Here is a 26,121-nt window from a genome sequence, read left to right on the forward strand (position 1 = left end):
ACTCACTCGGTCTTGAAGACCGCGTACCACACCCGGCGGGCCAGAGCCTGCGTCGCGGCACCCAGAAGCTCACTGCGCCGATAGAGTTCGCGGCGGCGAAGTTCGTGCCGCAGATCGGTCTCGAACTCGAGGTCCGCGATCGCGGCGCGATAGCAATGTTCGGCAACAGCGAGCCGCTGCAGCGATTCGTCGGCCTTCGTGGCAGCGCGCCCATGCGGCAACATCCGGACTGCGGAAGCCAGCGGTTGGAACGCGTCGAGATTCGCCTCGACGATCGCCCGCAGACATGCGTCCGGTCCGGTGTGCGAAAGGTCCGCTTCCCGCACCAATGCGTAGATGCATTCGGCGATCTCACCAAGAGCCTCGCCGAACTCGAACAGATCCTCGGACTCAAGAGGGGTGCTGAAGCTCTGCCGAACCTCCAGGTTCAGCTGTCGGCGCAGCTCGTGTTCTTCCTTGGTCAGGCGGCGAAGTTCGGTCACCGAAGCATCGGACTCGGCCCCCTCGATCCAGGCCGAAACGGTTCCCAGCATCTGCTCGACCACCTCGAGTTGGCGCACGAGAGTTCCGAGAGTGTCCAGGTTGCGAGGGAGAAACCAGGAGCGGTGCAGCTTCATGACATGACCTTCCAGATAGACAACAACACCGCTCCCGCCACTGCGGTCACGGGCAATGTGACGAGCCACGCGGCACCGATCTCGCGGACGACCGCCCAGTGCACATGGCCGATTCTTCGCTGCACGCCGACCCCGACGACCCCGGAGGCGACCACGTGGGTGGTACTGACAGGAGCGCCCACCGCGGCAGCGGTAAGAATCACGGCTGCCGAACTACCTTGGCTGACCAGTCCATCCAGCGGGCGCATCCGGTAGATGCCGTGCCCGACCGTTCGAACGATCCGCCAGCCGCCGAGCATCGTTCCGATCGTCAACGATGCCGCTGCGGCGAGCCGCACCCATAACGGAACCTCGAACCGATCGAGGTGCCCGGTCGCGACCAACAGCAACGCGACAACGCCCATCGTCTTCTGCGCGTCATTGGCGCCGTGGCTGAAGGCCAGGGCCGACGCCGTGACCCACTCGCCGCGCCGCACGACCCGATTCACCCGACGTGGTGCCCGACGCAAGCAGCGGCGCGCGAGCGCACTCGCCGCACCCCCGACGACAACCCCGAGAATCGGGGAAATCGCAAGTCCGGCAAGCACACCCATCACGCCGTACGGGCGCCATCCCGCGAATCCGCCCCAGTGGACGCCATCCCATCCGCTGAGCAAAGCGGCACCGACGAGACCGCCGATGAGCGCGTGCGAGGAGCTCGACGGCAGCCCGAAGCGCCACGTGATGAGGTTCCACGCAATGGCGGAGGTCAGCGCGGCACACACCACCGGGACCGTGTCGCCCAGCGGCACATCGACGACTCCGCCGACCGTGTTGGCGACCGCCGTACCCGCGAGGAGTGGTCCCGCGAGGTTTCCCAGCGCGGTGATGACGAGTGCCTGCCCCGCGGTGGCGGCCCGCGTCGAAACGAGCGCGGCCACCGAATTCGCGGAGTCATGGAATCCGTTTGTGACGTCGAATGCCATGGCGAGAACGATCGTCAGGATCAGTGCAAACAACATCGCGCCGGTCCGGCCTAGCCGACCGGGGCAGCGGCCCGGGCGAGAACCTCACGAGCTCGATGTGCGGTGAGCGGAATCAGGTGCGCGACGATGCGGGCGCGAGCGGCCAGGTACTGATACGCCTCATCGACGACACCGCGCACCTCGTCGCGATCCCGTTCGGGGAACTTCGCGTTCAACGTCTGAGTGATCGAATCCAGCTCGTCGACCGCAAGATGTGTGCGAGGCGCTTCCATTCCTCGATTGTTCGATTTCTCCGCGCGCGACGGTAGGGCCTGAGGGCCCTTGCGCCGGGGCCAATCGCCCTGCGCCACACTGAGCCTCGCCCGTCTGGTTCGACCCCGCGTTATGCTGATCTGACCTCGGGTTTGAGAGTGAACATGAGTCCAGAATCGAGCGCGACGCAGTTCGGCCGGAGCGCCCGGGCGACGGCCGCAAGCCGATCGATGGCTGGACGCGACCCCGAGTCCGACATCGTGGCCGAACTCCAACGTGCCGGACTGGAATCGCCGACCGAGATCGGTCGCGGCGGGTTCGGCACTGTCTACCGTTGCTTCCAGCCATCGTTGGACCGCGACGTGGCGGTCAAGGTGCTGGCCGCCGATCTCGATGACGAGAACCGCGAGCGCTTCATCCGCGAAGAACACGCGATGGGTCGCCTTTCGGGCCACCCGAACATCGTCGACATCCTTCAAGTCGGATCGACATCAGACGGCAGACCGTACATCCTGATGCCATTCCACGCGCGCGGATCGCTCGACCGCGCAGTGCGGAGAAACGGCTCCGTCACGTGGCAGGATGCCGTTCGCATCGGGATAAAACTCGCGGGCGCCATCGAGTCGGCGCATTGGATGGGGATCCTGCATCGTGACGTGAAGCCGGCCAACGTCCTGCTCACCGCCTATGACGAACCGCAACTCACCGACTTCGGAATCGCACGCGTCGTCGGAGGTTTCGAGACCACGTCGGGTGCCATCGTCGGCTCCCCCGCCTACATCGCGCCCGAGGTGCTCGCCGGCGAGCCGCCGACGGAACGTTCGGACGTCTACAGCCTGGGTGCCACGCTCTTCACGCTCGTCACCGGGCATGCCGCGTACGAGCGCCACGCGGGTGAGGGCGTGGTGGCACATTTCCTGCGGATCACCGAACAGCCGGTTCCCGACCTGCGGCGGCTCGCGGTCCCCGCAGACGTGAGCGCGGCGATCGAAGCGGCCATGACGTCGGATCCGGCAGGACGTCCCCGTTCCGCGGCCGAATTCGGACAGTTGCTCCAACAGGTCGAGCTCGATCACGGATTGCCCGCCGAGAAGATGGCGCTGCCGGCCGACGTGCATGAGAAGGCGAGTGTCCGGTCACCCATTTCTCGCTCAATCCCCGTCACCGACGAGACAGCTCCCCAGGAGCACGTCCGTACCAGTCGGGAAATTCACGTTCAGAGGGCGGGCGAACTTCCGAGAACCCGGCTGCTCGACGTGCTCGGCTCCGCGCGACAGAAGGTTGTCGCGATCGTCGCGCCCGCCGGTTATGGCAAGAGCACCCTTGCTGCGCAGTGGCGGGACACGTTGCGCGCGGACGGCGAGGCCGCGGCATGGGTCCACATCGGGACCGGCCGTTCGTTCGAGGCGGATCTCGCGAAAGCCGTTCTCGCCGACCCGGGCTCTGCGGGTGTCGAGTTGGTTCGGGAGATAGTCGAGCACCTTGGTCGGCGCCGCACGCCCCTCACGCTGTTCATCGACGGCTACGACCGCATCCTCGATGACACCACGCGCGATTCCGTGCAGTTGCTGCTCGACGCCGACTGTCCTGCGCTGGATCTCGTGATCACCAGCCGAACGCCACTGCCGGCGACGACCGGGGGTCGACTCGAAATCGACGCAGACGCACTGCGATTCGACGCCGCGGAGACCGCGGAACTATTCGTCAAAACCTACGGACTGCCGCTGTCTGACACCGAGACCGATGAACTGACGGAGGCGACCCGCGGCTGGGCCACCACACTGCGACTCGCGGCGGTCGCCCTACGCGGTGGCACGGACGCCGCCGGTGACACTGCAACACTTCTCGTGCCGGGAGCGGTCGAGCGCGCCGTGAAAGCGATCCGTCGCGTTCGCGGCGGCCAGGAAGCGGCCGCCGGGTTCCTTATCGACAACCTGTTGAATTCGATGGAGCCGAAGATGGCCGAGTTCCTGCTGTCGATCTCGGCGGCAGACCCCGAGACGCTGACTCACCTGCCCGACAATCCCACTTCGCGCGCGCTCCTCGCCTCCGCCGAGCGGCGAAGTCTGTTCGTGCACAGAATTGAGCCCGACAACGTGTCGGAGTTGATCCCGCCGGCGATCGCTGACCTGTTGCGAAACCGGCGGGCCGCAACGGTGAAGAAGAAGCCCTAACCGTGTCCGGCAGTCTGACCGTCAGTCGGCCAGTTGGAGTTCCGGTGCGGTCGGGACGATCTGCACGTTCCGCACTCCCTCGACGGTGCGCGCGAGCGCGGCCACCAAGCGCCGTTCGTCCTCGTCGGCGAAAGCTCCGCTGACCTCGACAATCCCGTTGGTGACCACGATGGACCATTGACGCCGGCTTCCGGCGTACTCGTCGAGCAACGACCGGACCTTCGACGCTATGCCGCGGCCCTCGTCGACCATGCTCCGCAGCAGATCCTGTCGGGAAACCATGCCGACGAGCAGCCCCAGTTCGACTACCGGCACACTGCGGAGCCGTTTGGCCTCCATGCGCGCGGCAAGATCCACGACATCAGTTGTCGGGCCAACCACCTCGACCGGGACACTCATCACCTCGGACACGAGTGCGTCGTTGCTGATCGCCCTGATCGCGTCCGATTCGGAGATGACGCCGACGACGAGGCCGCCATCGTCGACAACGGGCAGCAGCGCGAAACCGTACTTGGTCAGCTTCGTGATCGCTTCCTCGACTGTGCTTTCCGGAGTGACAGAAACGGCCGGCCTGGTGAGGATGTCGCGTACCAACATGGAAACGCCTTTCTCGTTGGAGTCTGCTTCCAACCTAGGGACGCGACCGTCGCGTGAATGCTGTCGTCGGTCCCCCATCGAGAGGACCTTCGTCGGTTCGGAGTCGATAAATCCATGCGCCCCAACGCTGATCACTGTGAAACGAAGGACTTAAGTCACCAGAACTCGTGACCAATCAGGGGGCGTGCACGAAGCAGACCGACTTACGCTGTGTCAGTCATGCTGCGTATGCCGGGGAGTGAATCCATGGTCAAGGTCTTTCTTGTCGACGATCACGAGGTCGTGCGTCGTGGCCTGATGGGGCTTCTTCAAGCCGACCCGGATCTCGACGTCATCGGTGAAGCGGGGACCGTCTCGCAGGCCCTCGCCCGCATCCCGGCGCTGAACCCGGACGTCGCGGTGCTCGACATTCGCCTTCCAGATGGCAACGGCATCGAATTGTGCCGCGAGCTGCGCTCCATGCTGCCCGACCTGCGCTGTCTCATGCTGACCTCGTTCACCGACGAGGAGGCGATGCTCAACGCGATCCTCGCCGGCGCCAGCGGATACGTCGTCAAGGACATCAAAGGGATGGAGTTGGCCCAGGCGATCAAAGACGTCGGCGCCGGAAAGTCGTTGCTCGACAACCGGGCCGCCGCCGCATTGATGAGCAAACTCCGGACCCGCACCGAGGAGTCCGACCCCTTGTCGGGGCTGACCGAGCAGGAGCGAACACTGCTCACGCTGCTCGGCGATGGGCTCACGAACCGTCAGATCGCGGCGCGCATGTTTCTGGCGGAGAAGACGGTCAAGAACTATGTGTCGCGACTTCTGGCGAAACTCGGGATGGAGCGCCGGACGCAGGCCGCCGTGTTCGTGTCGAAGCTCGATCAGCAGAAGCCACACGAGCGGTAACCGCCGTTTGTGGTGACCGAGGTCCTCCGGCACCGGGCCTCATGCCTCTCCTGAATGCCTTGTCAACGCACAACGATCGACTCAAGACGTTCGATCCAGCGTTATCGGCAGTCAGAAAGGCGACCACATGCGAGCGATGGTTTTCCACGGTCCCGGCAAGAAGTCGTGGGACGAGGTCCCCGATCCCACCATCCAGTTCTCGACGGATGCGATCGTACGGGTCGATGCGGTCACCATCTGTGGCACTGACCTGCACATTCTCAAGGGAGACGTGCCCGAAGTGACTCCGGGTCGCGTGCTCGGTCACGAGGCCGTCGGCACCGTCGTCGAAGTCGGAAGTGGTGTGGCACGAGTCAAGGTCGGAGACCGGGTGCTGATCTCGTGCATTTCTTCGTGTGGTTCGTGCCGGTTCTGCCGCGAGGGTCGCTACGGGCAGTGTCTCGGCGGCGGTGGCTGGATTCTGGGCCATCTGATCGACGGCACCCAGGCCGAGCTGGTTCGCGTCCCCTTCGCCGACAACTCGACGCACCCCGTGCCGGCAAATCTGACCGATGAGCAGATGTTGATGATGGCCGACATCCTCCCGACCAGCTACGAAGTCGGCGTGCTCAACGGGCAGGTGCGCCCCGGCGACGTCGTTGTCATCGTCGGCGCCGGCCCGATCGGATTGGCCGCGATCATGACCGCACGCCTGCACAGCCCGAGCCACATCGTCGCGGTCGACGTCGCCGCAAGCCGTCTTGATGCGGCACTGAAGGTCGGCGCGGACATCGCACTCAACAGCACCACCGACAACGTCCTCGAGGTCATCCGCGGCCTCACTGACGGCCTCGGCGCCGATGTGTCGATGGAGGCGGTCGGCGTGCCCGAAACCTTCGAACTTGCGGTGCAACTCGTGCGGCCCGGCGGGCATGTTGCGAACATCGGCGTACACGGTTCGCCAGCCACTCTGCATCTCGAGGACATCTGGATTCGCGACCTCACGATCACCACCGGACTGGTCGACACCTTTTCGACTCCCACGCTGGCGAAGCTCGTCAGCAGCGGTCAACTCGATCCCGCCGCGATTGTCACGCACCGGTTCACCATGACCGAGTTCGACCAGGCATACGACGTGTTCTCGCGGGCCGGCGAAACCGGTGCGCTCAAGGTCGTTGTCGCCGCCGAACAATCACCTCACCGCGACACTCACGGTCTCCCCCGATGGGACACCACGGCGTGAACTTAGTTCACATGCGCACGGAGCAATCATGACCACCACCCTGCCGGCCACCGAAACCATCACCCGCGCTGTGGCTCTGGCAAGCCGTGCACCCTCCCTGCACAACAGCCAGCCCTGGCGCTGGAAGTTCGACCGGGCGGGCCTGAACCTCTTCACCGACCGGACCCGCCTGATCCCGTCGACGGACCCGACGGGCCGGGAACTCATGCTCAGCTGCGGTGCCACTCTCGACCATCTTCGGGCGGCGATGGCCTCGATCGGCTGGAAGACAGCCGTCGAGCGATTCCCGAACCCAAACAATCTCCTCCACCTGGCCCAGGTCACATTCGCTCCCTCCGAGTTCGTCACCGAGGCGGACCGAAAACGGGCACGGGCGATCGAGGATCGGCGGACCGACCGCCTGCCATTCGGGCCGCCGATCGGTTGGACCATGTTCGAAACGGTGGTCCGGCCGCTTCTTCCCGACGATGTGGAAATGACTGTCGTTTCCGAAGGAGCGATGTCCGACATCCGGAGGGCGTCCGAACTTGCGGACAACATCCGCCGGTACGACTCGCGGTACCACGCTGCGCTACACGACTGGACAAGTCGCCGAGACACCAATGACGGAGTTCCAGCCGACGCACTCCTGACCGCCGACGAAAACCAGCGAGTCCCCGCCGGCCGAGCGTTTCCCATGCACGACGGTGGGAATCGTCGCCCCGCGGTCATCGAGGACTCCGCGAAGATCGTCGTCCTCTCCACCGACAGCGATCAACTGACCGACCTCCTGCGCTGCGGCGAGGCGATGTCAACGGTGCTGCTCGAAGCCACGATGTCCGGCTACGCCACCTGCCCGCTGACCCATATCGTGGAACTCCAGAGCAGCCGGTCCAGCGTCAAGAAGGGCGTCGGCGGCGACCGGCTTCCGCAGGTACTCATCCGCATCGGGTCGCGTCCGGAACAGGACTTCACCCCGCCGCAGACCGATCGCCGACCGGTCTCCGAGATTCTCGAGATTCAGTCCTGAAGACAGACACGTGCCGGTGAGCAGGCAGGCTGTTGGGCCTACCGGACAATGACGAAGGGCCCTGTCGACGCCGATCACATCGCGACAGGCTCAGTACATGACTCTCGCAGACAGAACATCGATCGTCGTCGGCGTCGACGGCTCACAAACCTCCGTGGAAGCGGCACTGTGGGCGGCGGACCTCGCCCACCGCATGCACGTACCGCTCGTCATCGCGCACGCGGTCACGGACGCGGCCTACTTCTACACAAGTGCCGCGGTGATGGTCCAGTATCCACTCGGTGAAAGCGAACGCGAGGCCGCGAAAGAGTGCTTGGACCCCGCGCGCGACGCAGTGTCGGCGAAGTATCCCGACCTCCCGCTTTCAACGTGGAGTCAACGTGCGCCGGCCGATCTCGCGCTGCTCGCCCTGAGCCGCAAGGCGCAGATGATCGTGGTCGGAGCACACCGGAACGTGTCGGTCGACTCGCTCCTGCTCGGCAGCACAGCTGCGCGGGTTGCCAACCACAGTGAATGTCCGGTTGCCGTGTGGCGAGGCCATCCCGGCAACGGTCCGGTGGTCGTCGGTGTCGACGGCAGCCCGCTCAGTGCGCTGGCCGTCGAGCGCGCATTCGAGTTCGCCAGTGCATTCGGGACCGGTGTGCGAGCCGTCCATGCGTGGGCGCCGGGGGTTGCGGCGGACCTCGAGCAAGAAGAGGCGGAGCACGAAGCCCTGCTTGCGGAAAGCCTGGCCGGCTGGTCCGAGAAGTATCCAGATGTCCCGGTCGAGCGAATCATCGCATCAGTCCACGCGGAACTCTCGCTTCCGTTGTATGCCGCAGCGAATGCACGCCTGGTGGTCGTCGGGAGCCATGGTCGCGGTCGGGCATCGTCTCTGCTGCTCGGTTCGACGAGTCGACACTTGATCGAGCACTGTCCCTGCCCAGTGCTCGTGTGCCGCAGCGAGATCCACGATCTAGCGTGAGGTCGCGGGCTGCGGTTTTCCGCGCATTCACGAAACACGTGAGCGAGGCAAGCACCGCAATATTGCTGGTGGTGACCGTCGCGGCGCTCATCGTCGGCATCGGGCTCAGTGCCGCGGGCTTGACGACCGCGGCTGACTGGAGCTGGACGACCGCCACTGTGGTCGCGACCCTGCCCGCCGTGTGGTGGGTCATTGTCGCTGTCCGGCGCGGTCAGTTGGGAGTGGATGCAGTCGCGGTCCTTGCTCTCGTCGGCACGCTGTTGGTCGGTGAGTATCTGGCAGGTGCGCTGATCGCGACCATGCTGGCCACCGGCCGAGCGCTCGAATCGGCCGCCAGTCGCCGCGCGAACAAAGACCTGCGTGCACTGCTCGACCGAGCACCGCGAACTGCCCGACGACTTCGTGCCGGCGGCATCGAGACCGTGCCCGTCGGCGACGTGCTGCCGGGCGACGTACTGGCTGTCGGCCCGGGAGAAACCATCCCGGTCGACGGCGAGATCACGTCTCCGCTCGCCGTGCTCGACGAATCAGCGCTCACCGGTGAGCCGCTGCACACCCGACTCACCGCCGGAAGTCGCGCCCGATCAGGGGCAGTCAACGCCGGCTCGGCGTTCGAACTCCGGGCTCTGGTGACTGCGGCCGACAGCACCTATGCCGGCATCGTCCGGCTCGCGCAGGAAGCCGCCGCAGAGAGCGCTCCGGTCGTCCGGCTCGCGGACCGAGCCGCCGCCTGGTTCCTGCCGATAGCACTCGCGGTGGCCGGCCTCGCGTGGCTCCTCACCGGAGACCCTGTTCGGGCAGTCGCGGTGTTGGTCGTCGCGACACCGTGCCCGCTGTTGTTGGCAGTGCCCGTCGCGATCGTCTCCGGCCTGTCACGCGCGTCGCGGCTGGGTGTCGTGGTGCGCGGCGGCGGCACGCTCGAACGTCTCGGCCACGCGACGACCCTCGTCATGGACAAGACCGGCACGCTCACCACCGGCCGTCCGGGGGATGCGGAGGTTGTCGCAGCACCGGGCCGCGACGCGGCTGAGGTACTCCGTGTGGCGGCGAGCGCGGAACAGATGTCCCCGCACGTGATCGCGGAGTCGATTGTGCGCGAGGCACACCGGCGCATGCTCCGGCTTTCGATGCCCACCCACGTCGACGAAGACCATGGCGTCGGAGCTGCGGCAACCGTCGACGATCACCGTGTCACCGTCGGCGCCCTCGATTTAACCCCGGACTCGGCGCCATGGGCACGCGCAGTGCTCGAACAAGCGGAGCTGGACAATGCCGCCATTGCCTGGGTAACGATCGACGACTTCCTCGCGGGAGCCATCCTCCTACGTGACCCGCTGCGCAGCGATACCCCGCACACGCTGCGCCGGCTGCGGTCGGCCGGGTTCACGCGCATGGTCATGCTGACCGGAGACCGCTCCGCACCGGCGGAGGAGATCGGACTGCGACTCGGCCTCGATGCGGTCCGCGCGCACCAGACACCTGCCGACAAAGTCGCCGGCGTTCGCAAAGAGTCACGCGGAGCCGTCACCGTCATGGTCGGAGACGGTGTCAACGACGCCCCGGCCCTGGCTGCCGCACACGTCGGGGTCGCGCTCGGCGCCCGGGGATCAACCGCGAGCTCAGAAGCTGCGGACATCGTGCTGACGAGCGACCGCATCGACCGGCTTGCCGACGCCATGGAAATCGCCCGCCGCTCCCGCCGCATCGCCATCCAATCCGCGACCGTCGGAATGGGCCTGTCGCTGGTGGCTATGGGATTCGCCGCTTTCGGCCTTCTACCTCCCGCGGCCGGCGCACTGCTGCAGGAGGGCATCGACGTCGCAGTGATCGTCAATTCGCTGCGCGCGGTACGCGGGACGAGCCGGGCTACCGCTGCTCCCCTACCGCCCACGACGGTCGCGCTACTGCGCAAGTTCTCGCACGAACACGAATCGTTGCGCGAAAAGCTGCCACTGCTCCGTCAGGCAGCGGGAGCCATCAGTAGTGAAAGCCCCAGCGCGCTCGCCGCCTTGCGTGCCGCAGATGCCTTCCTCTTCCAGGACTTGCTGCCACACGAGGATGCCGAGGAAACCGCGCTCTATCCGGAACTCGCAGTTTCGCTCGGCAGTGGTGAAGCCACGACGGCAATGAGTGGAACGCACGTCGAAATGGGTCGCTTGGCCCGCCGCATTCATGCCCATCTGAAAGTGGCCGAAGCCGCCGGAACGATCCGGCAAAGCCAGGCCGAGGATCTCGCCGCCAGTCTGTATGGACTACACGCGTTGGCTCGCCTGCACTTCGCGCAAGAAGAGGAAAACTACTTCGTCCTCGCAGCCAGCGATGAAATATCCAGCGCTGCGAGCGAATACCAGTGATCTCTCAAGATTCGACCAAGGAGCGAGCGCCCATGAATATGACTGCACCAATCGTTGTCGCGGTCGACGGCTCCGCCGCGAGCGAATCCGCTGTTCGATGGGCAGCGCAGGAGGCCGCGCTGTGTATGGCACCACTCCGCATCGTCTTCGTCGTCGACCGCTCGGAGTACTTCATTCCGGGATTCGGCAATCTCAGCTCCGACGCCATGTACGTGGATCCGTCGCGTCAGGTTCTCGAGTCCGCGGCGAGGACGGCAGCCCAGGTCACTGCAAAGATCTGTGACACGGAGATCCATACCGCCCTGCTAAAGGGCCCCTTGGTCCCGACCCTGCTGACGGAATCCCGGACCGCTCGGACTCTCGTTGTCGGCAACCGCGGACTGGGGGCATTCTCGAGCAAGGTTCTCGGATCAGCGAGCTCTGCCCTCGCGCGGCATGCGCACTGTCCCGTGGCCGTCGTCCACGCGATGAGATCCATTGCCGACCGCGGACCCGTCGTGGTGGGCGTCGACGGAACTGCGAACAGTGAACCGGCCATCGGGACGGCATTTGAAGAGGCCTCTCGTCGCAAGGCTTGCCTCTATGCCGTGCACGCCTGGAGCGATGCGAGCGAGTCTCTCGTGCGCGGTCTGGACTGGGCCGCGGTTTCCACCGCGCAGGCCGTGGCGTTGGCCGAGAGCCTGGCGGGTTGGCAGGAGAAGTTTCCGGATGTCGACGTTCAGCGGGTGGTGGTCCGAACCGGGCCGGCGCGTGAACTGCAGGTGCTCTCGCGGGATGCGCAACTGGTCGTCGTCGGCAGCCATGGACGAGGCGGATTCGCGGGCATGCTGCTCGGGTCGACGAGCGAAGCCCTACTGCACTCGGTCGAATGCCCGATTCTGATCGTTCGCGGAAGCCGGGACTAACGATGCGCTCGCCGCGCAGCGATTTCGGCCTGCACGGCCGCTGCGCGCGCGACCGCTTCGGCCTCCTGACGTTCAAGCTCTTCTTTGGTGACCACGTGGGAATCGGGACCGGGAAACATCAGCACCTCATGACCCGAATCGGTCCAACGGATGACGTACGGCGGGCTGCCGTCCGCTGAGTGGACCTCTTGGATCAACGCCCGTCGCGAATGTTCTCCGTCGCTGCGGCTTTCAACGACCAGCCAGTCACCAGGTTTTGCTCTCACCGGATGTCCTCTCCTAAGGCAGCGCGACTCGTCCATCCGTATCCATCGTCCAGTCGAGGCGAGCACCTGCTTAGGGGCCAAGGTCATCGATTCGTGCGCCTTCAGTAGCTCACGCCGGTGATGGCAAATCGCTCGACGGGCGCGATATGGCCTCCGGTTGAAACGACGACCGTGAGCGTGCGACCAGGCGAAACGGCGAATGGCACGGTCGCTGACCACGGCGACATGTCGCCGCCGGCCGAGATACCCGAAACGACGCCTACGGGGTGCGGGTCGAATAGCGTTCTGACCTCGACCCGCAGGCTTTCGTCGACACCCGAGAGCAGCCCACCGACCGTCACGGGCGACGACACCTTCACTCCGTATAAGGGCGTCGTGATCGTGAGAGTCGTGTCCTGGGTCCCGACGACTTCCCACGGCGCCTCGTCACCGGCGCCGATCCGCACCAAATGCAGCTCCGCGGAGGTTACCGGCGCTCCATTGGGGTTCGTGAAGCCGACCGTCACCCACGCTTGACTCGTCCACAACCGCACCCGAAGTACGGTGTCGACGTTGGTGAATCCCAACTGGTGTTCGGTGAAGTTCAATGCCACCTGACGGGCGTCGAGATGCCATGGCTGGTGTCCGCTCGCGGCGTAGTCCTGCTGCCACCGCTGGGCATCGGAGACGCTCGCGAAGGGCCACAGCGGTGCATAGTCGAACCGCGACGGGTCAGCCGGCACGCTGGTCGTCAACGGACGCGACGTCGACGACGGCGCTGCGATCCACTGCGAAGACTCGGCGATCACCGTGGCTTGCTCGGGCGACGGGGCGATCGGCTGGACGGCGTTCACGTCGCCGTCCAGAGCTTGCACAAGTGCCACGAATCCGCCCAGAGCCAGGACAACCAGGGCGACCACGAGCACCAGCGGGCCGCGATTGCGATCCCGGCGGCGTGGCGGCTCGAGAGTGGGGATTGTGGGGATCATCGGTGACTCCGTTCCGTGAGCAAAGTTCTGAACCCGAGCCTCGCGTTCGCAAGTTGCTCTTGAAGAGAGTCGAATGAGCACTGGCGCAGGGTCTTTCGTCCTCTCGCCGGGAGGGCCGACAACTGCACCGAGGAGCGAACAAGCCCTTCGGCCTGCATTGAGGAGGCCTTTCGCATCTGTCGTGGTCCCGATCGGCGGAGCAAGACTCGGGCCATGCCGAAGATCCTTGTTGCGTATGCGTCCGCCGATGGCAGCACTGCGGAGGTCGCCAGCGCCGTCGGGCGGCGACTGACCAGCCTCGGGTTTGTCACCGATGTCGTCGACATCGAATTCAAACCTGACCCCACCCCGTACGACGCCGTCATCGTCGGTAGCGCGATACACAACGGCGCGTTGCTACCGACGGCCGTCGCCTGGGTCGAGGCACGGAAGCCGGTACTCGAATCCCGCCGGACCTGGCTGTTCACCCTGGGCTTTGGTCCGGTGCTGCGGGGACCGATCGGCGGGATCTTCCGGCGGATGGTTCCCCCGGACGTCGCTTCTGTTCAGGACGCGCTCAAGGCCGAGGAGTACCGCCCGTTCGCCGGCGCGTTCTCCCGTCCACCCGAGCGCCGGCTTCGTGTTCTCATCTGGTTATTGGGTGCCAGTTACGGCGATCACCGCGACTGGGCGCAGATCACCGACTGGGCGGACTCGATCGCCCGTCGGCTCGGGTGATTGCCATCAGTTTCTTTACCCGGGTCCTTGGGCGTTCGAATCAGCGACTATCGCCCCTGACCTGACCGGCATCGACTTCGTAGCGTCGACGGCAACACCCACATTCGAAGCGTTCTTGATCCAGCAGAGTCCCCGATGTCGAAGTACAACCACCGCAGTGCGATCGTCACCGGCGGATCGCGCGGCATTGGTGCCGCAGTCGTTCGCGCCCTGGCAAAGGAAGGCCTCGGCGTCGTCATCGCGGATATCCGCGACGCAGAAGGCCTTCAGTTGGCTGACGAATTGGGCAGCGGCGTCTCGTTCCACCACCTTGACGTCACCATGGAGAGTGACTGGAGCCGCGCCCTCGAGGCAGCCGAAAGTGACCACGGCCCATTGGCGGTTCTGGTCAACAACGCCGGCATCCTGGACATCGGTGGCGTCACGGAGGTACACCGGCCGATCTTCCGGCACGTCCTGGACGTGAACCTGTACGGAGCCTGGCTCGGAATGCACTCCGCCGCACCGTTGCTCGCACGCGCCGGGGGCGGCGTCATCATCAACGTCTCGTCCACTGCCGGACTCATGGGCTACTCGGGGATTGCGGCGTACGTGGCCAGCAAGTGGGGTCTTCGCGGGTTGACGAAAGCTGCGGCACTGGATTTGGCGCCGGCGGGGATTCGCGTCTGCTCGGTGCACCCGGGCCCGATCCGCACTCCCATGACCGCCGGGTTGGATGACAGTCTCGTTGCCACTCAACCGATCCCCCGATTCGGCGAGCCCGACGAAGTCGCCGCGATGATCCGATTCGTCGCCATGGAAGCCACCTACTCCACGGGCTCGGAATTCGTCGTCGACGGCGGCGCAACCACGGGCGCGATACTCGCCACACCCGAAACCCACTCTGACTCACCGATCGGGCTGTGACGACCAACGGCGAACCCTTGCGCCGACGCGAACTGGCGCTTCTCCGCGCATCGTTCGCCATTGCATTGCTTGTGACCCTGGCCAGTCTGCTCGGCCTGTTCGCAACGTGGCCGTACGCCCAGGAAACCGAGAACTGGGTTCTGCAGGCGCGCGGCCAAGACGTGGGCAACCTTCTCGCGGTCGTCGTCCTCATTGCGAGCGCGATCCGGATGCGTGCCGGCTCCGTGCGAGCGGCTCAGCTGTGGGTCGGCACCTTGGTCTACCTGCTCTACGCCTACACCGTGTACGCCTTCGCCGTGCACTTCGGTCGCCTGTTCCTCTGCTACGTGGCGATTCTCGGGCTGGCGTTCTACACCCTGATCGCTGGTCTCCGCACACCTACAGGAACGCCGGCTACCCGTCCGGCGCCGTTCGTCGGTCCGCCGCGTGGGTACTGATCGGCACGGGCACGCTGTTCGCCGTTCTCTGGCTAAGCGAACTGATTCCGGCGATCGTCTCGGGTAACGCTCCGGCAAACCTCGCGGTGACTGGGTTGATCGTGAATCCCATCCACGTCATCGACCTGTCAGTCGTTCTGCCGGGCCTGATCGCCACTGGCGTACTCGCCCTGCGCGGGCGCGAGACAGGCCTGTTCCTGGTCGTGCCGGCGCTGGCGTTCTCGGTGCTGATGGGATCGAGCATCATCGCGGCGACGCTGTTGATCGTCGCGAGCGGCGACCGGAGCGGATTCGTCCCGATGGTGATGGTTTCCGTTGTGGTCTGCGCCAGCCTCGCGGTTGCCGTCGCCTTCGCACACGGCACTCGCGTGGACGAATAACACCGAGTCGGCTACGCGTTGCGGCACACCATCACCGGGCACGGAGCGTTCTTGATGAGATGCTCACTGACGGACCCGAGAATCAGCGCCGCGGCCCGGCTCCGGCCATGGCTGCCCACGACGACCAAGAGCGCGTCAACAGCGAGTTCGGACAACAGATCGCGAGGGTCTCCGGCGGTGGAGACGGACTTCACGTGCACGTCGGGGTACTTCTCCGACCAGCCGGCAAGGCTCTCGGACAGCAGCGCCTTGTTCTCCTGGCCAACCCATTCCTCATCCCAGCCGCGGCCCTGGCTCCACGCATGTACCGCTACTAGGCCCGTGCCGAACCAGTTCGCGAACTCGAATGCGTGCTCGATCGCAACCTCGCTGAGCGGGCTACCGTCGACGCCGACGACGACCGGCTTGCGAACTTCACCGGGACGCCAGATGACCACCGGACACGTCGCGTGGTTGGCGACCAGCGCGGCTGTCGACCCCACCATCAGCGACTGCAAGCTCGCGGTCCGGTGGGCGCCGACGACCAGCAGTCGAGCTTTGTGACTCAAGGCGATGAGCATCGAATCGGCCGGCCCTGGCTTGATCACCGTGTGAATTTCCAGATCGGGATAATTGTCGGCCACATCTGCGCGGACGCGAGCCATGAGGCGCTCGGCCGCGTCTTGCGCCTCCGCAATGGATGAAGATGCCAAGAGCGACGCTTCGCTGAGATACCAGCCTGGGATCATGACTCCGTGCGCGATGACCAGCGGCGCATTCATTCGGCTCGCAACCTCAGCGGCCCAGAGCGTGGCTCGCATCGCGGTCTGTGAACTATCCACACCGACGACGACGGCTGTCGAATCTACGAGAGTCATAGCACCCACTGTCGGTCTGCAGCAGACCGTCGGTGTAGGGGCGTAAGTCCCGACATCCGTTCATTTCCGGCGCCTGTACGCGGATTCTGCGGGACCAAAGTCAGCCGGAATTCTGTCTTCCTCCTTCTGCCTTGCGGACGGTGCAGCGCCGATTCTGGAAGACGAGATCACGGACGCCAGGAGGAGCGATGGGCGTAACCAACCGCTGCGAGCGGATCGCTCCGCGATGACTGCCAACATCGATCCGCGCCACATCGAGGCCGTGATCTTCGACCTCGACGGCGTTGTCACCGACACTGCGGTCGTCCATGAGCTGGCTTGGCGACAAGCGTTCGCGCCGACGGTCGGCGGTGCGCCGATGACGGCGTACGAGTACCGGCGTTACGTCGATGGACGTGCCCGGATGGACGGAATCGCGGCATTTCTGGCCGCGCGAAATGTCGAACTACCCGTGGGCTCGCCCGACGACGAGCCGGGTAAACCGACACACTTCGGGATCGCCGGCCTCAAAGATCAGATCTTCCGCGAAAGTCTGACGACCGCTGGGGTGCGAAGCTTCCCCACCACCGTCGAACTGGTGCATCACCTGCAAACGATCGGCCTGGCGACCGCGGTCTTCTCCGCCAGCTGCAATGCCGAGGCGGTGCTTGATGCGGCCGGCCTGGGTTCGCTGTTCCCGGTCCGGGTCGACGGCGTCGTCGCGCGGGAACAGGGGCTGGCCAGCAAACCAGCACCAGACATGTTGCTCGAAACCGCACGCCGACTCGGCATCGGACCGCGTCGTATCGCGGTGATCGAAGACTCGCTCGCCGGAATCGAGGCCGCGCGGGCGGGAGGTTTCGGACTGGCCATCGGTATCGACCGAACCGGCTCGGCGACGCTCGACGCGGACCTGACGGTTCGCGACGCGGCGGACATCACGATGCTCTCGATCGGCGGGAATCCGTGGACTCTCGCGTTCGAAGATTACGAGCCCGGCGAGCAGCAGCTGCGCGAATCCCTTCTCGGTCTCGGCAACGGCTATCTGTCGATACGCGCTTCCCTTCCGCAGTCGACGGTCGGCGGACCGCACTACCCGGGCACCTACCTTGCGGGAATCTACAACCGCCTCAGCGACGACATCGGGGACCGGCAAACCTCGCATGAGAGCCTGGTGCGGACTCCCGACTGGCTGCCGTTGATGATCCAGACCGGGACCTCGTGGTTCGACATCGACAATTCGGAGCTGTTGTCCTACCGGCAGGAACTGAGCCTTCGCCGCGCCGTCCTCACCGAGCACTTCAGTTACTGCGACGACCTGGGACACATCGTCGACGTCCGAAACCGTCGTTTCGTTGGGATGCATTCTTCGCATGTCTGCGCGCTCGAGGTCACCGTGACGCCGCGAAACTTCAGTGGCGACATTCGAATTCGCACCGCGATCGACCATGACGTCCGGAACAGTCTCGTCCAGCGATACGCCGGGCTGGCGAACAAACATCTGGAACTCGTGCAATCCACCACCCGCGACGATGGCCTTCTCGCCGTCGTCACTCGGACCACACAGTCGCACATCGACATTGCGGTCGCGGCGGCCACCACGATCGACTGCGACGCGGCGTGGGACACGCCTCGAGATTCCAACGGGATGCTGAGCCGCGACGCGACGATTCCCGTCACGACGGGAGAAAGCGTTCGTATTCGCAAGATCGCAGCCATCTACACGAGCCGCGACCATGCGATCAGTGAGCCGCTGGAGGCTGCGGTACAGGCGGTTGGCGACGCACGATTCGATGCACTGCTCGAACGGCACGACATCGAGTGGAAGCACCTGTGGCGACAGATCGGAATCGATACCGGCGGCCGCGATGACGGACAGCGCATTCTCCGTCTTCACCTTCTCCAGCTGCTGCAAGCGGTGTCACCCAACGGTGCGGACCTCGATGCCGGCGTCCCGGCGCGCATACATGGCGAGGCCTACCGTGGCCACATCTTCTGGGATGAGTTGTTCGTGCTGCCCGTGCTCAACCTGCGCAATCCGTCGCTCACGAGGGGGTTGCTTCTCTACCGCTATCGCCGACTCGACCAGGCACGGCGGACCGCGCAGGCCGCAGGTTATGCCGGTGCGCTCTACCCGTGGCAGTCCGGCTCCGACGGGCGGGAGGAGAGCCCGACCTGGCACTTGAATCCGCAATCCGGACACTGGGTTCCCGATCCGAGTCGGCTCGCACATCACTCCGGCCTCGCCGTCGCCTACAACGTCTGGCAGTACTTCGAAGCGACGGGAGACATCTCTTTCCTCACTCAATATGGCGCCGAGATGCTGGCTGAGATCGCCCGATTCTGGGCCAGTCGCGCGGTACTCGACGACGCGACCGGTCGATTTCACATCCGCGGGATCATCGGCCCCGACGAGTTCCATTCCGGATACCCGCACGCACCGCACCTCGGTATCGATGACAACGCCTACGTAAACGTCATGGCCGTTTGGGCCCTTCTGCGGGCGCTCGAGGCTCTTCGAATCATCCCTCGAAGGGATCGGAGTGCTCTGCTCGAAAGCCTCGGATTGACGAGCGCCGACCTCAGCCAGTGGGACGACATCACCCACGAGATGTACGTCCCGTTCCACGACGGTGTGATCAGCCAGTTCGATGGCTTCGAGTCGCTGCAGGAACTGGACTGGGCGACCTACCGAAGCACATATCCGAACCTGCAGCGCCTCGACCGGATTCTCGAAGCCGAGGGCAAGGACGTGAACAGCTACCAGGTGTCGAAGCAGGCCGACGTTTTGATGTTGTTCTACCTGTTGTCCGCCGACGAGCTGCGGGCGCTGCTCGAACGGCTCGGGTACCCGATCGCAGGAGACACGATCACTCGCACGATCGACTACTACCTCGCTCGGACGTCGCACGGTTCGACACTGAGCGCCCTGGTGAACGCCTGGGTTCTCGCGCGCGCCAACCGCGAGGACGCCGCCACCTACTTCCGGCAGGTGCTCCTCTCCGACGTGGCCGACATCCAGGGCGGCACCACGGGCGAAGGGCTTCATCTCGCGGCCATCGCCGGCAGCATCGATCTGGTGCAACGGTGTTTCACCGGGATCGAGATGCGCGGCGGAACGCTCGTCGTGGGCGCGCAATGGCCGCAGCCGCTGGGCGTGCTCGGTTTCTCGATTCAGTTCCGAGGCCACTTACTGACGCTCAGCGTGCACGGCCGCGAGGTCGACATCGCATCTGCGCCTGGCGACTGCCCGCCCATCCCGATTCAGTGCCGAGGCCGGACCACCATGCTGCACTGCGGCGGCTCGGTTCGGCTCGGTTAGTACCGCTCCACAAACACATCAAAGAAGTGATCAGAATGCTTGCCGTTGTCATTGTCATCGCTGTGGTCGTCGCCGTCGCGGTCGCCGTTCCCGCGCTCGCCATCATCCGTGGCCGGAAGGTCGACACCAAGGCGTCCGCAGAGCCAGGTCGTGCGCCGATACCCGGCCACACTCAGGACAAACTCCTCGAGGTCGAAGCCGGGCTGGTCCGAGACGTCATGACGCACCGGATCAGCCCGATCGTCTACCGCAAGCGGATGCGTGACCTGGCGGAGGCCGCACGGGACTGGCCGCGGCCGGTCGTGCGCACGTGAGGACGTACCCGTCACCGCTCGAAAGTCTTTGCGTCTGAGGGCAACAGACCAAAGACTCTAGATCGAAGTGGATTCGCCGCCGACAGTGGAGGCCATGACTCAACCTCGCGGGACTTTGATCGCCCTCCTGCTCGCTGCCGCGCTCGTCGGTTGCAACGGCGATTCCCAGGTGCCGCCCTCGACGACAACGTCGGTAGTCCAGACAACGACGAGTCCCACCCGCACTTCGACGGGGACAACTTCGACGGGGACAACCCCGGCGACGAGTACGGCAGCGACGTCCACGTCCTCATCCACGGTTCCGCCAGCGACGAGCGGCACCACGACACCTCCGTCGCTGGCGACTCTCTACGGACGGGATTGGGAGACCATCCCAGTCTCTCGACACGTCGTTGCTCTGACCTTCGACGCCGGCGCCAATGACGCCGGTGTCGCTTCGATCCTGAGCACTCTCGCGCACGAGCAAGTGCCGGCAACGTTCTTCCTCACCGGGTCGTTTGTTGATTCTTCCCGGCCAGTTCCCGTGCGATGGCAATCCACCGGCTCGGAAATCATTCGGTCAGCCATCCGTACTTGACGGACTTGACCGATGACCAGATCCGAGCGGAGATCACGCACGCAGCCGAGCGGATCACAGCGGTCACCGGCGCAGATCCGGCACCTTGGTTCCGGTTCCCGTTCGGCGATCGCGTCAACCGTACGATCGCGGCCGTCAACTCGATTGGCTATGTGCCGGTCCGCTGGACTGTCGATTCACTCGGCTGGAAGGGAACCAGCGGCGGTCAAAGTGTGCTCAGCGTCCAACAGCGAGTGCTCAGCACTCTCACTGACGGCCAGATCATCCTCATGCATGTTGGTTCGAATCCCGACGACCACTCCACACTCGACGCCGACGCGCTGCCTGGCCTCATCCATCAGTTGCGGGATCGCGGCTACTCGTTCGTCACGCTGGATGCGCTGCTCGAGAAGTGAGTAGGTGACACGACGCTCAGCGGTCGCGTGCCGCGTCGAGCAGAATCCGCTGCTCGGCGCCGGCCACGACACGGCGAACGGAGTCGGCGGCATCGGGATTGACCGACACCGACGTGATGCCCATCCGGACGAGATACTCCGCGAACTCCGGCCGCGTTGACGGCGCCTGGCCGCACAGCGACGAAGTGATACCGAGGCGGCGTGCGGTTGCCACGATCGATCCGATCGCATCGAGCACCGCCGGATCGCTTTCGTCGAAGAGCGCGGCGCACTGAGCGTTGTCGCGGTCGACGCCGAGCATCAACTGGGTCAAATCGTTGCTGCCGATCGACACGCCGTCGATACCGAGCCCGACGTATTCGGGCAGCCAATGAACGACCGACGGAACCTCGGCCATGACCCAGCGATGCAGACCCTTCTGCTTCCCGAGCGGGCTCGAATCGACGAGCCGGAGACATTCCTCGAGCTCCCAACGGGTTCGGACGAAAGGAATCATGAGGTGCAGGTTCGGCCACTGCTCACGCACCCGCGCCAGCGCCTCGAGCTCGAGGGCGAATACCTCCGGTTGCTGCGTGTACCGGAAGCAGCCGCGGTAGCCGATCATCGGATTGTCCTCAACCGGTTCGAAACGCTCGCCGCCGACAAGACCACGGAACTCGTTGGTGCGAAAGTCAGTGGTCCGGTAGATAACCGGGCGTGGAAAGAATGGCTCGGCGATCGACGTGAGCGAGGTGGCGAGCTTGTCGACGAACGTCGCCTGTTCGCCGCGCGCGATGAGTTCTCGCGGATGGACGCCGCCCAATGCTTCGAGGAGAAGGAACTCCGCGCGAAGCAGACCGACACCGTCAACCTGGGTGGCAGCGACCGCGGCGGCCGCCGACGCATGCGCGAGGTTGACATAGATTTTCGTGGCCGTTGGTATGGCCGGAGGCGCGGCCACCGGAGCGGGAGCAGGCCGGGCGGCCACCTGGCGGCGGCCCGCGGATACCTCACCCGTGCGACCGTCCACCGTCACTTCAGCTCCGGTCACGAGCACCTGAGTTGCGGTTCGCGCACCCACGATGCACGGCACCCCGAACTCGCGGGCGACGATCGCCGCGTGGCACGTCATCCCGCCGCTATCGGTCACGACGGCGGCCGCGCGCTGAATTGCCGGAACCCAATCCGGGTTCGTCATCGGCGCCACGAGCACTTCGCCGTCGCGGAGTTCGTCGCATTGCGACGGGTGCTCGAGAACTCGAACCTGCCCGGTGGCAATGCCGGGTGAAGCCCCGAGTCCGCGCACCAGAACGTTTCCGCCAACCGCCGTCGGCGAGGCTTGCGTCTGTGCCATGGCCGTGATCGGCCGAGCCTGAACCAGCCAGATCGCACCTGCGCTGATCGCCCACTCGATGTCCTGCGGTGACCCGTAGTGCTTCTCGGTGGCGATGCCAAGGCGCGCGATCTCCGCAGCTTCCGCATCGGAGAGGACATGACTCCCCCGGCTTCGGACGTGCTCCACCTGCTGCGTCGCCTTGGCGATCACGTAGTTGTCGGGCTCCACTGACCCAGAGACGATCCCCTCGCCGTACCCCGACGCGGCCTCGATGACGAGCTCATTCTGATTGCCCGTCCGCGGGTCGACCGTGAACATCACGCCGCTTCGTTCGGAAGCAACCATCTCCTGAACGACGACCGCCATGGCCGGCATTGCCTCGAAGTTCATGTGTGCGCGATAGGTCTCGGATCGAGGGCTGAACAACGATGCCCAGCAAGACGTCACTGCCTCGATCAGCTCGTCCTCGCCGCTGACGTTAGTGAAGCTGGCGTTCATCCCGGCGAAGGAAGCGCTGGCTCCGTCTTCGCCCGTGGCGGACGACCGCACCGCCACCAGCGGCGCCGACAGCCTTCGGTAGCTTGCGAGGATCTCTTCCCGGATCGCCGGCGCAACGCCTGCCTTGTGCACCAGATTCCGGAGCTGTTCGCACTCCGTGTCGAGCTCTGTTTCCATGGTCGACCCCAGCGCAGCGGCATGACCGGCAGCGATGTCGCCTGCGACGGCACCTTCGGCCATGGCGTCGATATAGGCGGATCGCAATACGACAAATCCGGCGGGGACGGGAAGGCCCGCTCGGGTCAGTTCGCCGAGGTTGGCGCCTTTGCCACCCGCCTCGTCAGCGTCGGCAAGGGACAACTGCGGAAAGTCACGCACGTAAGGCATGGCTAGAGCGTTCCTCGTGCCGGTCCACGACAGGAGGGCCCGATGTCCGCACATCGCGGGACCTAGGCCCCTCACCGGATGACGGGTTCCCGCGCAGGATTGGCCCATGATTGCGACACTCACGCTCAACCCCGCACTCGATATCACGACCAGCACTCCCGCGGGTTCGGCCTGGGGACAAGCTGCGGTGCTCGAAGTCGCGCTATGACCCGGGCGGCGGCGGTATCAATGTCGCCCGCGTCGCTCAGGCGCTGGGAGAAAAGGCGTGCGCGGTGTTCCCGGCCGGCGGCCTCACCGGAGGTCAGATCATCGGATTGCTCGCCGAAGCAAGCATTCCGATGGCGGTCGTCGCCATCGAGGGCCCCACCCGCGAGAGTTTCACGGTCAATGAAACCGAGACCGGCAATCAGTACCGTTTCGTCCTTCCCGGCCCCAGCCTTACAGAATCAGCTCAGCGACAATGCCTTACCCGCCTGTCTGAGGCGACCTCGGACGGCAGCTTCGTCGTTGCGAGCGGGAGCCTACCGCCCGGCGTCCCGCCCGGGTTCCTCAACGAAGTCGCTCGGCTGTGCAGCCTCCGTGGGCTCCGACTCGTCGTCGATACGTCCGGCGCGGGGCTGTCGAATCTTTCCGAGCCGGTCTACTTGCTCAAACCGAGCGTCCGGGAGCTTCGGGAGTTCACCGGTCTCCCGCTCGATTCGGACGATGAGCAGGCGGCCGCGGCAGAGGACATCGTGATGCAAGGCCGGGCCGAGATCGTGGTGGTCTCCAAAGCGGCCGCCGGAGTACTTCTCGTATCCGCCGATGGAGTGGTGCGAATTCCCGCAGTTCCGGTTCCTCCGGGCAGCGGCGTGGGTGCAGGTGACGCGCTGGTGGCGGGGATCGTCGTCGGACTGACGCAGGGCCTACCGGTCGTCGAAGCGGTTCGGTACGGAATGGCAGCCGGTGCGGCGATGTTGTTGACGCCCGGCACCGAGGTCTGCAAGAAGCCGGACGTGGAGAGGCTGTACCGGTCGTTTTCCGCCGTCTCCGCTGAGGTCTAGCGGTCGTTCGACGGGTAGACCGTTTGCGCCTGGTCGTGCCAAACGGCGCGCGCACCGCTCTCTCCGATGCGGTAGACCTGCACCACTGAGCCGACGGACAGAGCGACCGCAAGAACGGCGACGACGATCGTGATGCCCTTGGCCAGCGTCGGTGCGGTCGCGATCCCGCGATCTTCGCGCCACTTGATGACGCGATCGTTGTGCAGCACCCACCACACTGCGGCAACCAGGAAGACCGCGGCGGACCAATAGATCAGTTGATCGCCGAGCTCGGTGTGAATCTCCACCAGCGGGTCCGGCTCCGTCCGCCGTTCCAGCCATTCCCCGGCGTTGGTCGTGATCGGGACCATGACCAGCGTGAGCAATGCCGTTGCCGGGGCCACGATGCCGATCCGGTGGCGGGCATAAGGCCAGCACACCGCCAGAATCAGGAGAAATGCCGTGAGCGGCACCAGTACGACGACGAAATGAACCAGCAAGGGGTGTGCAGGCAGTCCGCTGATCACTGTTGGGCCCATGACAGATTCCTTCTCCTGATGCTCCGCGGTCGCTTTGGCCCCAACGGTAGAAGCTGATTCTTGGAGAGTTCTGGGAGCGTCAGTGCCGTTTTTCGACGGCTGGAAAGCAGAGGGTGAAGGTGGCGCCCTTTCCGGGAGTCGAGGCGACAAACACCTCACCGTGGTGGGCCTGGGCGATCTCCCGGACGAGGGCCAGACCGATGCCGTAGCGGCGCCCGCCGGTGGGTTGATTCTCGCCATGTGCGAATCGCGTGAACAGGTCGTCGACAACCTCTGGGTCGATCCCGACACCGGTGTCTTCGACGGCCACGGACACGTCTGTGTCGGTTCGGTCGAGTCGAAGGACCACACTCCCGCCCGGGCGCTCGTGCGCCAGCGCGTTGTCTACCAGGGCAAACAGTGCGCGCCGCAATGCTCTCGAGCCCATGACGACGTAGGCAGAAGCGCTAGTGGCCGCGCCTTGCTCAACGTCCACATGGATACCGATGGACTCGGCGTGGGTCGTGACGCTGTCGCGAACCTCCCTACTCAACTCGAGCAGATCGATCGGCTCGAGGCTGCGCGGGACTGCTTCGAGGGACGCCGAAAGAAGCAGATCTTCCACCACGTCGCCGAGGGCGCGAGTGTCGGCGACGATGCCGTCGACTTGCCGTCTCAACTCGATCGGATCGAGCTGGTCAGCCCGGCGAGCCAGGAGCTGAGCACGGGTATGGAGCACCGTGAGTGGCGCCCGCAACTCGTGCGAGGCGTCGGCGACGAATCGGCGTTGCAGGTCGAGCGCCTGATTCAGCGGGCGGATCGCGCGACGCGAAAACAGTTGTGCCACAGCCGCCGACACGGCGAGTCCGACGACCTCGGCGAGCGCGAGTCCAAGCAGGAGTCTGCGCCGGTCCGCTTCGTACGGACTGGAATCGAGCAGCACCACAACCCGGCCGTCCGGATTGTCCGCGACCAGGGCGCGATAGTGCTGGTCCCCTGCCTGCAGGTCGGTATAGCCCGCGGACCCCGACAGCAACGCTGCCGCACCGGTCGGGGCATTCGCGCTCATTTGAATCTTCGCGCCGGGCCCGCGCATCACCAGCGCCATTCCGGGAGGTGGATCGACCGCGTCGTCGGCGGTTGCCGCCACCACCGACAACTGGTTCGCGATCTGTTGATTCTGCAGGTGCACTTCGACGAGATAGATCGCGATACCGGCAATCAACACGACCAATCCGAGGATGGAGGCGGCCTGCCAGGCAGCGGCCCGAGCCGCGCGGCGCAGCACTGCCTGATCGTCAGGTGCGGGG

Annotated in this window: 25 protein-coding genes and 1 pseudogene; 15 read left to right on the plus strand and 11 right to left on the minus strand. The window is 65.2% G+C overall.

Annotated elements, in window-relative coordinates; translation table 11 throughout:
- Window positions 1-2 precede the first annotated feature (2 nt).
- The 3 genes from F600_RS0111490 to F600_RS27825 are packed head-to-tail and all read right to left on the minus strand — an operon-like array spanning window position 3 to window position 1,854.
- On the minus strand, window positions 3-617 hold the full coding sequence (locus tag F600_RS0111490; RefSeq protein ID WP_018160762.1) for a DUF47 family protein: 615 nt from the start codon (window positions 615-617) through the stop codon (window positions 3-5).
- Window positions 614-1,618: an inorganic phosphate transporter gene (locus F600_RS0111495; protein ID WP_018160763.1), complete on the minus strand. Its 1,005-nt coding sequence runs from the start codon at window positions 1,616-1,618 to the stop codon at window positions 614-616. The genes F600_RS0111490 and F600_RS0111495 overlap by 4 nt, the downstream gene beginning before the upstream one ends.
- 14 nt (window positions 1,619-1,632) lie before the next feature.
- Window positions 1,633-1,854, minus strand: coding sequence for a three-helix bundle dimerization domain-containing protein (locus F600_RS27825; protein WP_018160764.1), 222 nt, complete (start codon window positions 1,852-1,854; stop codon window positions 1,633-1,635).
- Between the two features lie 210 nt (window positions 1,855-2,064).
- Here F600_RS27825 and F600_RS27830 point away from each other — a divergent pair, with 210 nt between their 5' ends.
- Window positions 2,065-4,008 carry a serine/threonine-protein kinase gene (locus F600_RS27830; protein ID WP_425423177.1) on the plus strand — a complete coding sequence of 648 codons (1,944 nt, stop codon included), beginning with the start codon at window positions 2,065-2,067 and terminating at the stop codon, window positions 4,006-4,008.
- A 21-nt stretch (window positions 4,009-4,029) separates the two neighbouring features.
- Here the strand turns inward: F600_RS27830 and F600_RS0111510 are convergent, their stop codons facing one another.
- Window positions 4,030-4,605: a CBS domain-containing protein gene (locus F600_RS0111510; protein WP_026306443.1), complete on the minus strand. Its 576-nt coding sequence runs from the start codon at window positions 4,603-4,605 to the stop codon at window positions 4,030-4,032.
- Between the two features lie 246 nt (window positions 4,606-4,851).
- Between F600_RS0111510 and F600_RS0111515 the strand changes: the two genes are divergently transcribed.
- The 6 genes from F600_RS0111515 to F600_RS0111540 all read left to right on the plus strand — a co-directional run bounded on the left by F600_RS0111515 (window position 4,852) and on the right by F600_RS0111540 (window position 11,953).
- Window positions 4,852-5,499, plus strand: coding sequence for a response regulator (locus F600_RS0111515; RefSeq protein WP_026306444.1), 648 nt, complete (start codon window positions 4,852-4,854; stop codon window positions 5,497-5,499).
- A 127-nt stretch (window positions 5,500-5,626) separates the two neighbouring features.
- Entirely contained in the window at window positions 5,627-6,721 is a 1,095-nt protein-coding gene (locus F600_RS27835; RefSeq protein ID WP_018160768.1) for a zinc-dependent alcohol dehydrogenase family protein, read from the plus strand.
- A gap of 28 nt (window positions 6,722-6,749) precedes the next feature.
- Window positions 6,750-7,730, plus strand: a complete 981-nt coding sequence (locus F600_RS0111525) for an Acg family FMN-binding oxidoreductase (protein WP_018160769.1) — start codon at window positions 6,750-6,752, stop codon at window positions 7,728-7,730.
- Window positions 7,731-7,827: 97 nt separating this feature from the next.
- Window positions 7,828-8,694, plus strand: a complete 867-nt coding sequence (locus F600_RS32375) for a universal stress protein (RefSeq protein ID WP_018160770.1) — start codon at window positions 7,828-7,830, stop codon at window positions 8,692-8,694.
- A 38-nt stretch (window positions 8,695-8,732) separates the two neighbouring features.
- The gene (locus F600_RS27840) at window positions 8,733-11,048 is read left to right on the plus strand and encodes a heavy metal translocating P-type ATPase (protein ID WP_040631173.1); all 2,316 of its coding nucleotides are present in this window, start codon (window positions 8,733-8,735) and stop codon (window positions 11,046-11,048) included.
- 32 nt (window positions 11,049-11,080) lie between these two features.
- A complete protein-coding gene (locus F600_RS0111540) occupies window positions 11,081-11,953 on the plus strand; it encodes a universal stress protein (protein WP_026306445.1) in 873 nt (290 codons plus the stop codon).
- Here F600_RS0111540 and F600_RS31150 read toward each other — a convergent pair.
- Together F600_RS31150 and F600_RS0111550 are read right to left on the minus strand one after the other, a co-directional pair.
- The gene (locus tag F600_RS31150) at window positions 11,950-12,219 is read right to left on the minus strand and encodes a DUF1918 domain-containing protein (protein ID WP_026306446.1); all 270 of its coding nucleotides are present in this window, start codon (window positions 12,217-12,219) and stop codon (window positions 11,950-11,952) included. The two genes, F600_RS0111540 and F600_RS31150, sit on opposite strands and share 4 nt — an antisense overlap.
- A gap of 101 nt (window positions 12,220-12,320) precedes the next feature.
- Window positions 12,321-13,187 carry a hypothetical protein gene (locus F600_RS0111550; protein WP_245541520.1) on the minus strand — a complete coding sequence of 289 codons (867 nt, stop codon included), beginning with the start codon at window positions 13,185-13,187 and terminating at the stop codon, window positions 12,321-12,323.
- A 213-nt stretch (window positions 13,188-13,400) separates the two neighbouring features.
- Here F600_RS0111550 and F600_RS0111555 point away from each other — a divergent pair, with 213 nt between their 5' ends.
- The 4 genes from F600_RS0111555 to F600_RS0111570 all read left to right on the plus strand — a co-directional run bounded on the left by F600_RS0111555 (window position 13,401) and on the right by F600_RS0111570 (window position 15,627).
- Window positions 13,401-13,904, plus strand: a complete 504-nt coding sequence (locus tag F600_RS0111555; protein WP_018160775.1) for a flavodoxin domain-containing protein — start codon at window positions 13,401-13,403, stop codon at window positions 13,902-13,904.
- Between the two features lie 135 nt (window positions 13,905-14,039).
- Complete coding sequence (locus F600_RS0111560) at window positions 14,040-14,810, plus strand: SDR family NAD(P)-dependent oxidoreductase (RefSeq protein WP_018160776.1); 771 nt, start codon at window positions 14,040-14,042, stop codon at window positions 14,808-14,810.
- Window positions 14,807-15,247 carry a hypothetical protein gene (locus tag F600_RS0111565; protein ID WP_018160777.1) on the plus strand — a complete coding sequence of 147 codons (441 nt, stop codon included), beginning with the start codon at window positions 14,807-14,809 and terminating at the stop codon, window positions 15,245-15,247. Before F600_RS0111560 ends, F600_RS0111565 begins: the two co-directional genes overlap by 4 nt.
- Before the next feature lie 101 nt (window positions 15,248-15,348).
- Window positions 15,349-15,627, plus strand: a complete 279-nt coding sequence (locus tag F600_RS0111570; RefSeq protein WP_156024537.1) for a hypothetical protein — start codon at window positions 15,349-15,351, stop codon at window positions 15,625-15,627.
- An 11-nt stretch (window positions 15,628-15,638) separates the two neighbouring features.
- On the opposite strand, the gene F600_RS0111575 is transcribed toward F600_RS0111570, so the two are convergent.
- A complete protein-coding gene (locus tag F600_RS0111575) occupies window positions 15,639-16,484 on the minus strand; it encodes a universal stress protein (protein ID WP_018160779.1) in 846 nt (281 codons plus the stop codon).
- 226 nt (window positions 16,485-16,710) lie between these two features.
- Here F600_RS0111575 and F600_RS0111580 point away from each other — a divergent pair, with 226 nt between their 5' ends.
- Together F600_RS0111580 and F600_RS0111585 are read left to right on the plus strand one after the other, a co-directional pair.
- The gene (locus F600_RS0111580; protein WP_018160780.1) at window positions 16,711-19,785 is read left to right on the plus strand and encodes an HAD-IA family hydrolase; all 3,075 of its coding nucleotides are present in this window, start codon (window positions 16,711-16,713) and stop codon (window positions 19,783-19,785) included.
- 35 nt (window positions 19,786-19,820) lie between these two features.
- The gene (locus F600_RS0111585; protein WP_018160781.1) at window positions 19,821-20,099 is read left to right on the plus strand and encodes a hypothetical protein; all 279 of its coding nucleotides are present in this window, start codon (window positions 19,821-19,823) and stop codon (window positions 20,097-20,099) included.
- A gap of 99 nt (window positions 20,100-20,198) precedes the next feature.
- On the opposite strand, the gene F600_RS32380 is transcribed toward F600_RS0111585, so the two are convergent.
- Entirely contained in the window at window positions 20,199-20,420 is a 222-nt protein-coding gene (locus F600_RS32380) for a hypothetical protein (RefSeq protein ID WP_245541526.1), read from the minus strand.
- A gap of 76 nt (window positions 20,421-20,496) precedes the next feature.
- Here F600_RS32380 and F600_RS32135 point away from each other — a divergent pair.
- A pseudogene (locus F600_RS32135) lies at window positions 20,497-21,071 on the plus strand (polysaccharide deacetylase family protein).
- Between the two features lie 16 nt (window positions 21,072-21,087).
- On the opposite strand, the gene F600_RS0111595 reads toward F600_RS32135, so the two are convergent.
- Complete coding sequence (locus F600_RS0111595) at window positions 21,088-23,271, minus strand: PEP/pyruvate-binding domain-containing protein (RefSeq protein ID WP_026306447.1); 2,184 nt, start codon at window positions 23,269-23,271, stop codon at window positions 21,088-21,090.
- Between the two features lie 182 nt (window positions 23,272-23,453).
- Here F600_RS0111595 and F600_RS27850 point away from each other — a divergent pair, with 182 nt between their 5' ends.
- Window positions 23,454-24,314, plus strand: coding sequence for a 1-phosphofructokinase family hexose kinase (locus F600_RS27850; protein ID WP_306303919.1), 861 nt, complete (start codon window positions 23,454-23,456; stop codon window positions 24,312-24,314).
- On the opposite strand, the gene F600_RS0111605 is transcribed toward F600_RS27850, so the two are convergent.
- Entirely contained in the window at window positions 24,311-24,832 is a 522-nt protein-coding gene (locus tag F600_RS0111605; RefSeq protein WP_040631175.1) for a DUF2231 domain-containing protein, read from the minus strand. The two genes, F600_RS27850 and F600_RS0111605, sit on opposite strands and share 4 nt — an antisense overlap.
- Before the next feature lie 79 nt (window positions 24,833-24,911).
- Window positions 24,912-26,099: a sensor histidine kinase gene (locus F600_RS0111610; RefSeq protein ID WP_018160788.1), complete on the minus strand. Its 1,188-nt coding sequence runs from the start codon at window positions 26,097-26,099 to the stop codon at window positions 24,912-24,914.
- Window positions 26,100-26,121: the final 22 nt, after the last annotated feature.

Origin of the sequence: Smaragdicoccus niigatensis DSM 44881 = NBRC 103563 (assembly GCF_000380645.1) — a bacterium.
Taxonomy (GTDB): Bacteria; Actinomycetota; Actinomycetes; order Mycobacteriales; family Mycobacteriaceae; genus Smaragdicoccus; species Smaragdicoccus niigatensis.

Excerpts from the sequence above, each read along its gene's own strand:
- F600_RS0111560 (WP_018160776.1), top strand. The coding sequence starts at position 14,040 with ATGTCGAAGTACAACCACCGCAGTGCGATCGTCACCGGCGGATCGCGC.
- F600_RS0111525 (WP_018160769.1), top strand. The coding sequence starts at position 6,750 with ATGACCACCACCCTGCCGGCCACCGAAACCATCACCCGCGCTGTGGCT.
- F600_RS0111605 (WP_040631175.1), bottom strand. The coding sequence starts at position 24,832 with ATGGGCCCAACAGTGATCAGCGGACTGCCTGCACACCCCTTGCTGGTT.
- F600_RS27830 (WP_425423177.1), top strand. The coding sequence starts at position 2,065 with ATGGCTGGACGCGACCCCGAGTCCGACATCGTGGCCGAACTCCAACGT.
- F600_RS0111550 (WP_245541520.1), bottom strand. The coding sequence starts at position 13,187 with ATGATCCCCACAATCCCCACTCTCGAGCCGCCACGCCGCCGGGATCGC.
- F600_RS0111555 (WP_018160775.1), top strand. The coding sequence starts at position 13,401 with ATGCCGAAGATCCTTGTTGCGTATGCGTCCGCCGATGGCAGCACTGCG.
- F600_RS0111580 (WP_018160780.1), top strand. The coding sequence starts at position 16,711 with ATGACTGCCAACATCGATCCGCGCCACATCGAGGCCGTGATCTTCGAC.
- F600_RS0111515 (WP_026306444.1), top strand. The coding sequence starts at position 4,852 with ATGGTCAAGGTCTTTCTTGTCGACGATCACGAGGTCGTGCGTCGTGGC.
- F600_RS32375 (WP_018160770.1), top strand. The coding sequence starts at position 7,828 with ATGACTCTCGCAGACAGAACATCGATCGTCGTCGGCGTCGACGGCTCA.
- F600_RS27825 (WP_018160764.1), bottom strand. The coding sequence starts at position 1,854 with ATGGAAGCGCCTCGCACACATCTTGCGGTCGACGAGCTGGATTCGATC.
- F600_RS0111495 (WP_018160763.1), bottom strand. The coding sequence starts at position 1,618 with ATGTTGTTTGCACTGATCCTGACGATCGTTCTCGCCATGGCATTCGAC.
- F600_RS0111490 (WP_018160762.1), bottom strand. The coding sequence starts at position 617 with ATGAAGCTGCACCGCTCCTGGTTTCTCCCTCGCAACCTGGACACTCTC.
- F600_RS27835 (WP_018160768.1), top strand. The coding sequence starts at position 5,627 with ATGCGAGCGATGGTTTTCCACGGTCCCGGCAAGAAGTCGTGGGACGAG.
- F600_RS0111575 (WP_018160779.1), bottom strand. The coding sequence starts at position 16,484 with ATGACTCTCGTAGATTCGACAGCCGTCGTCGTCGGTGTGGATAGTTCA.
- F600_RS0111585 (WP_018160781.1), top strand. The coding sequence starts at position 19,821 with ATGCTTGCCGTTGTCATTGTCATCGCTGTGGTCGTCGCCGTCGCGGTC.
- F600_RS0111595 (WP_026306447.1), bottom strand. The coding sequence starts at position 23,271 with ATGCCTTACGTGCGTGACTTTCCGCAGTTGTCCCTTGCCGACGCTGAC.
- F600_RS0111540 (WP_026306445.1), top strand. The coding sequence starts at position 11,081 with ATGAATATGACTGCACCAATCGTTGTCGCGGTCGACGGCTCCGCCGCG.
- F600_RS0111510 (WP_026306443.1), bottom strand. The coding sequence starts at position 4,605 with ATGTTGGTACGCGACATCCTCACCAGGCCGGCCGTTTCTGTCACTCCG.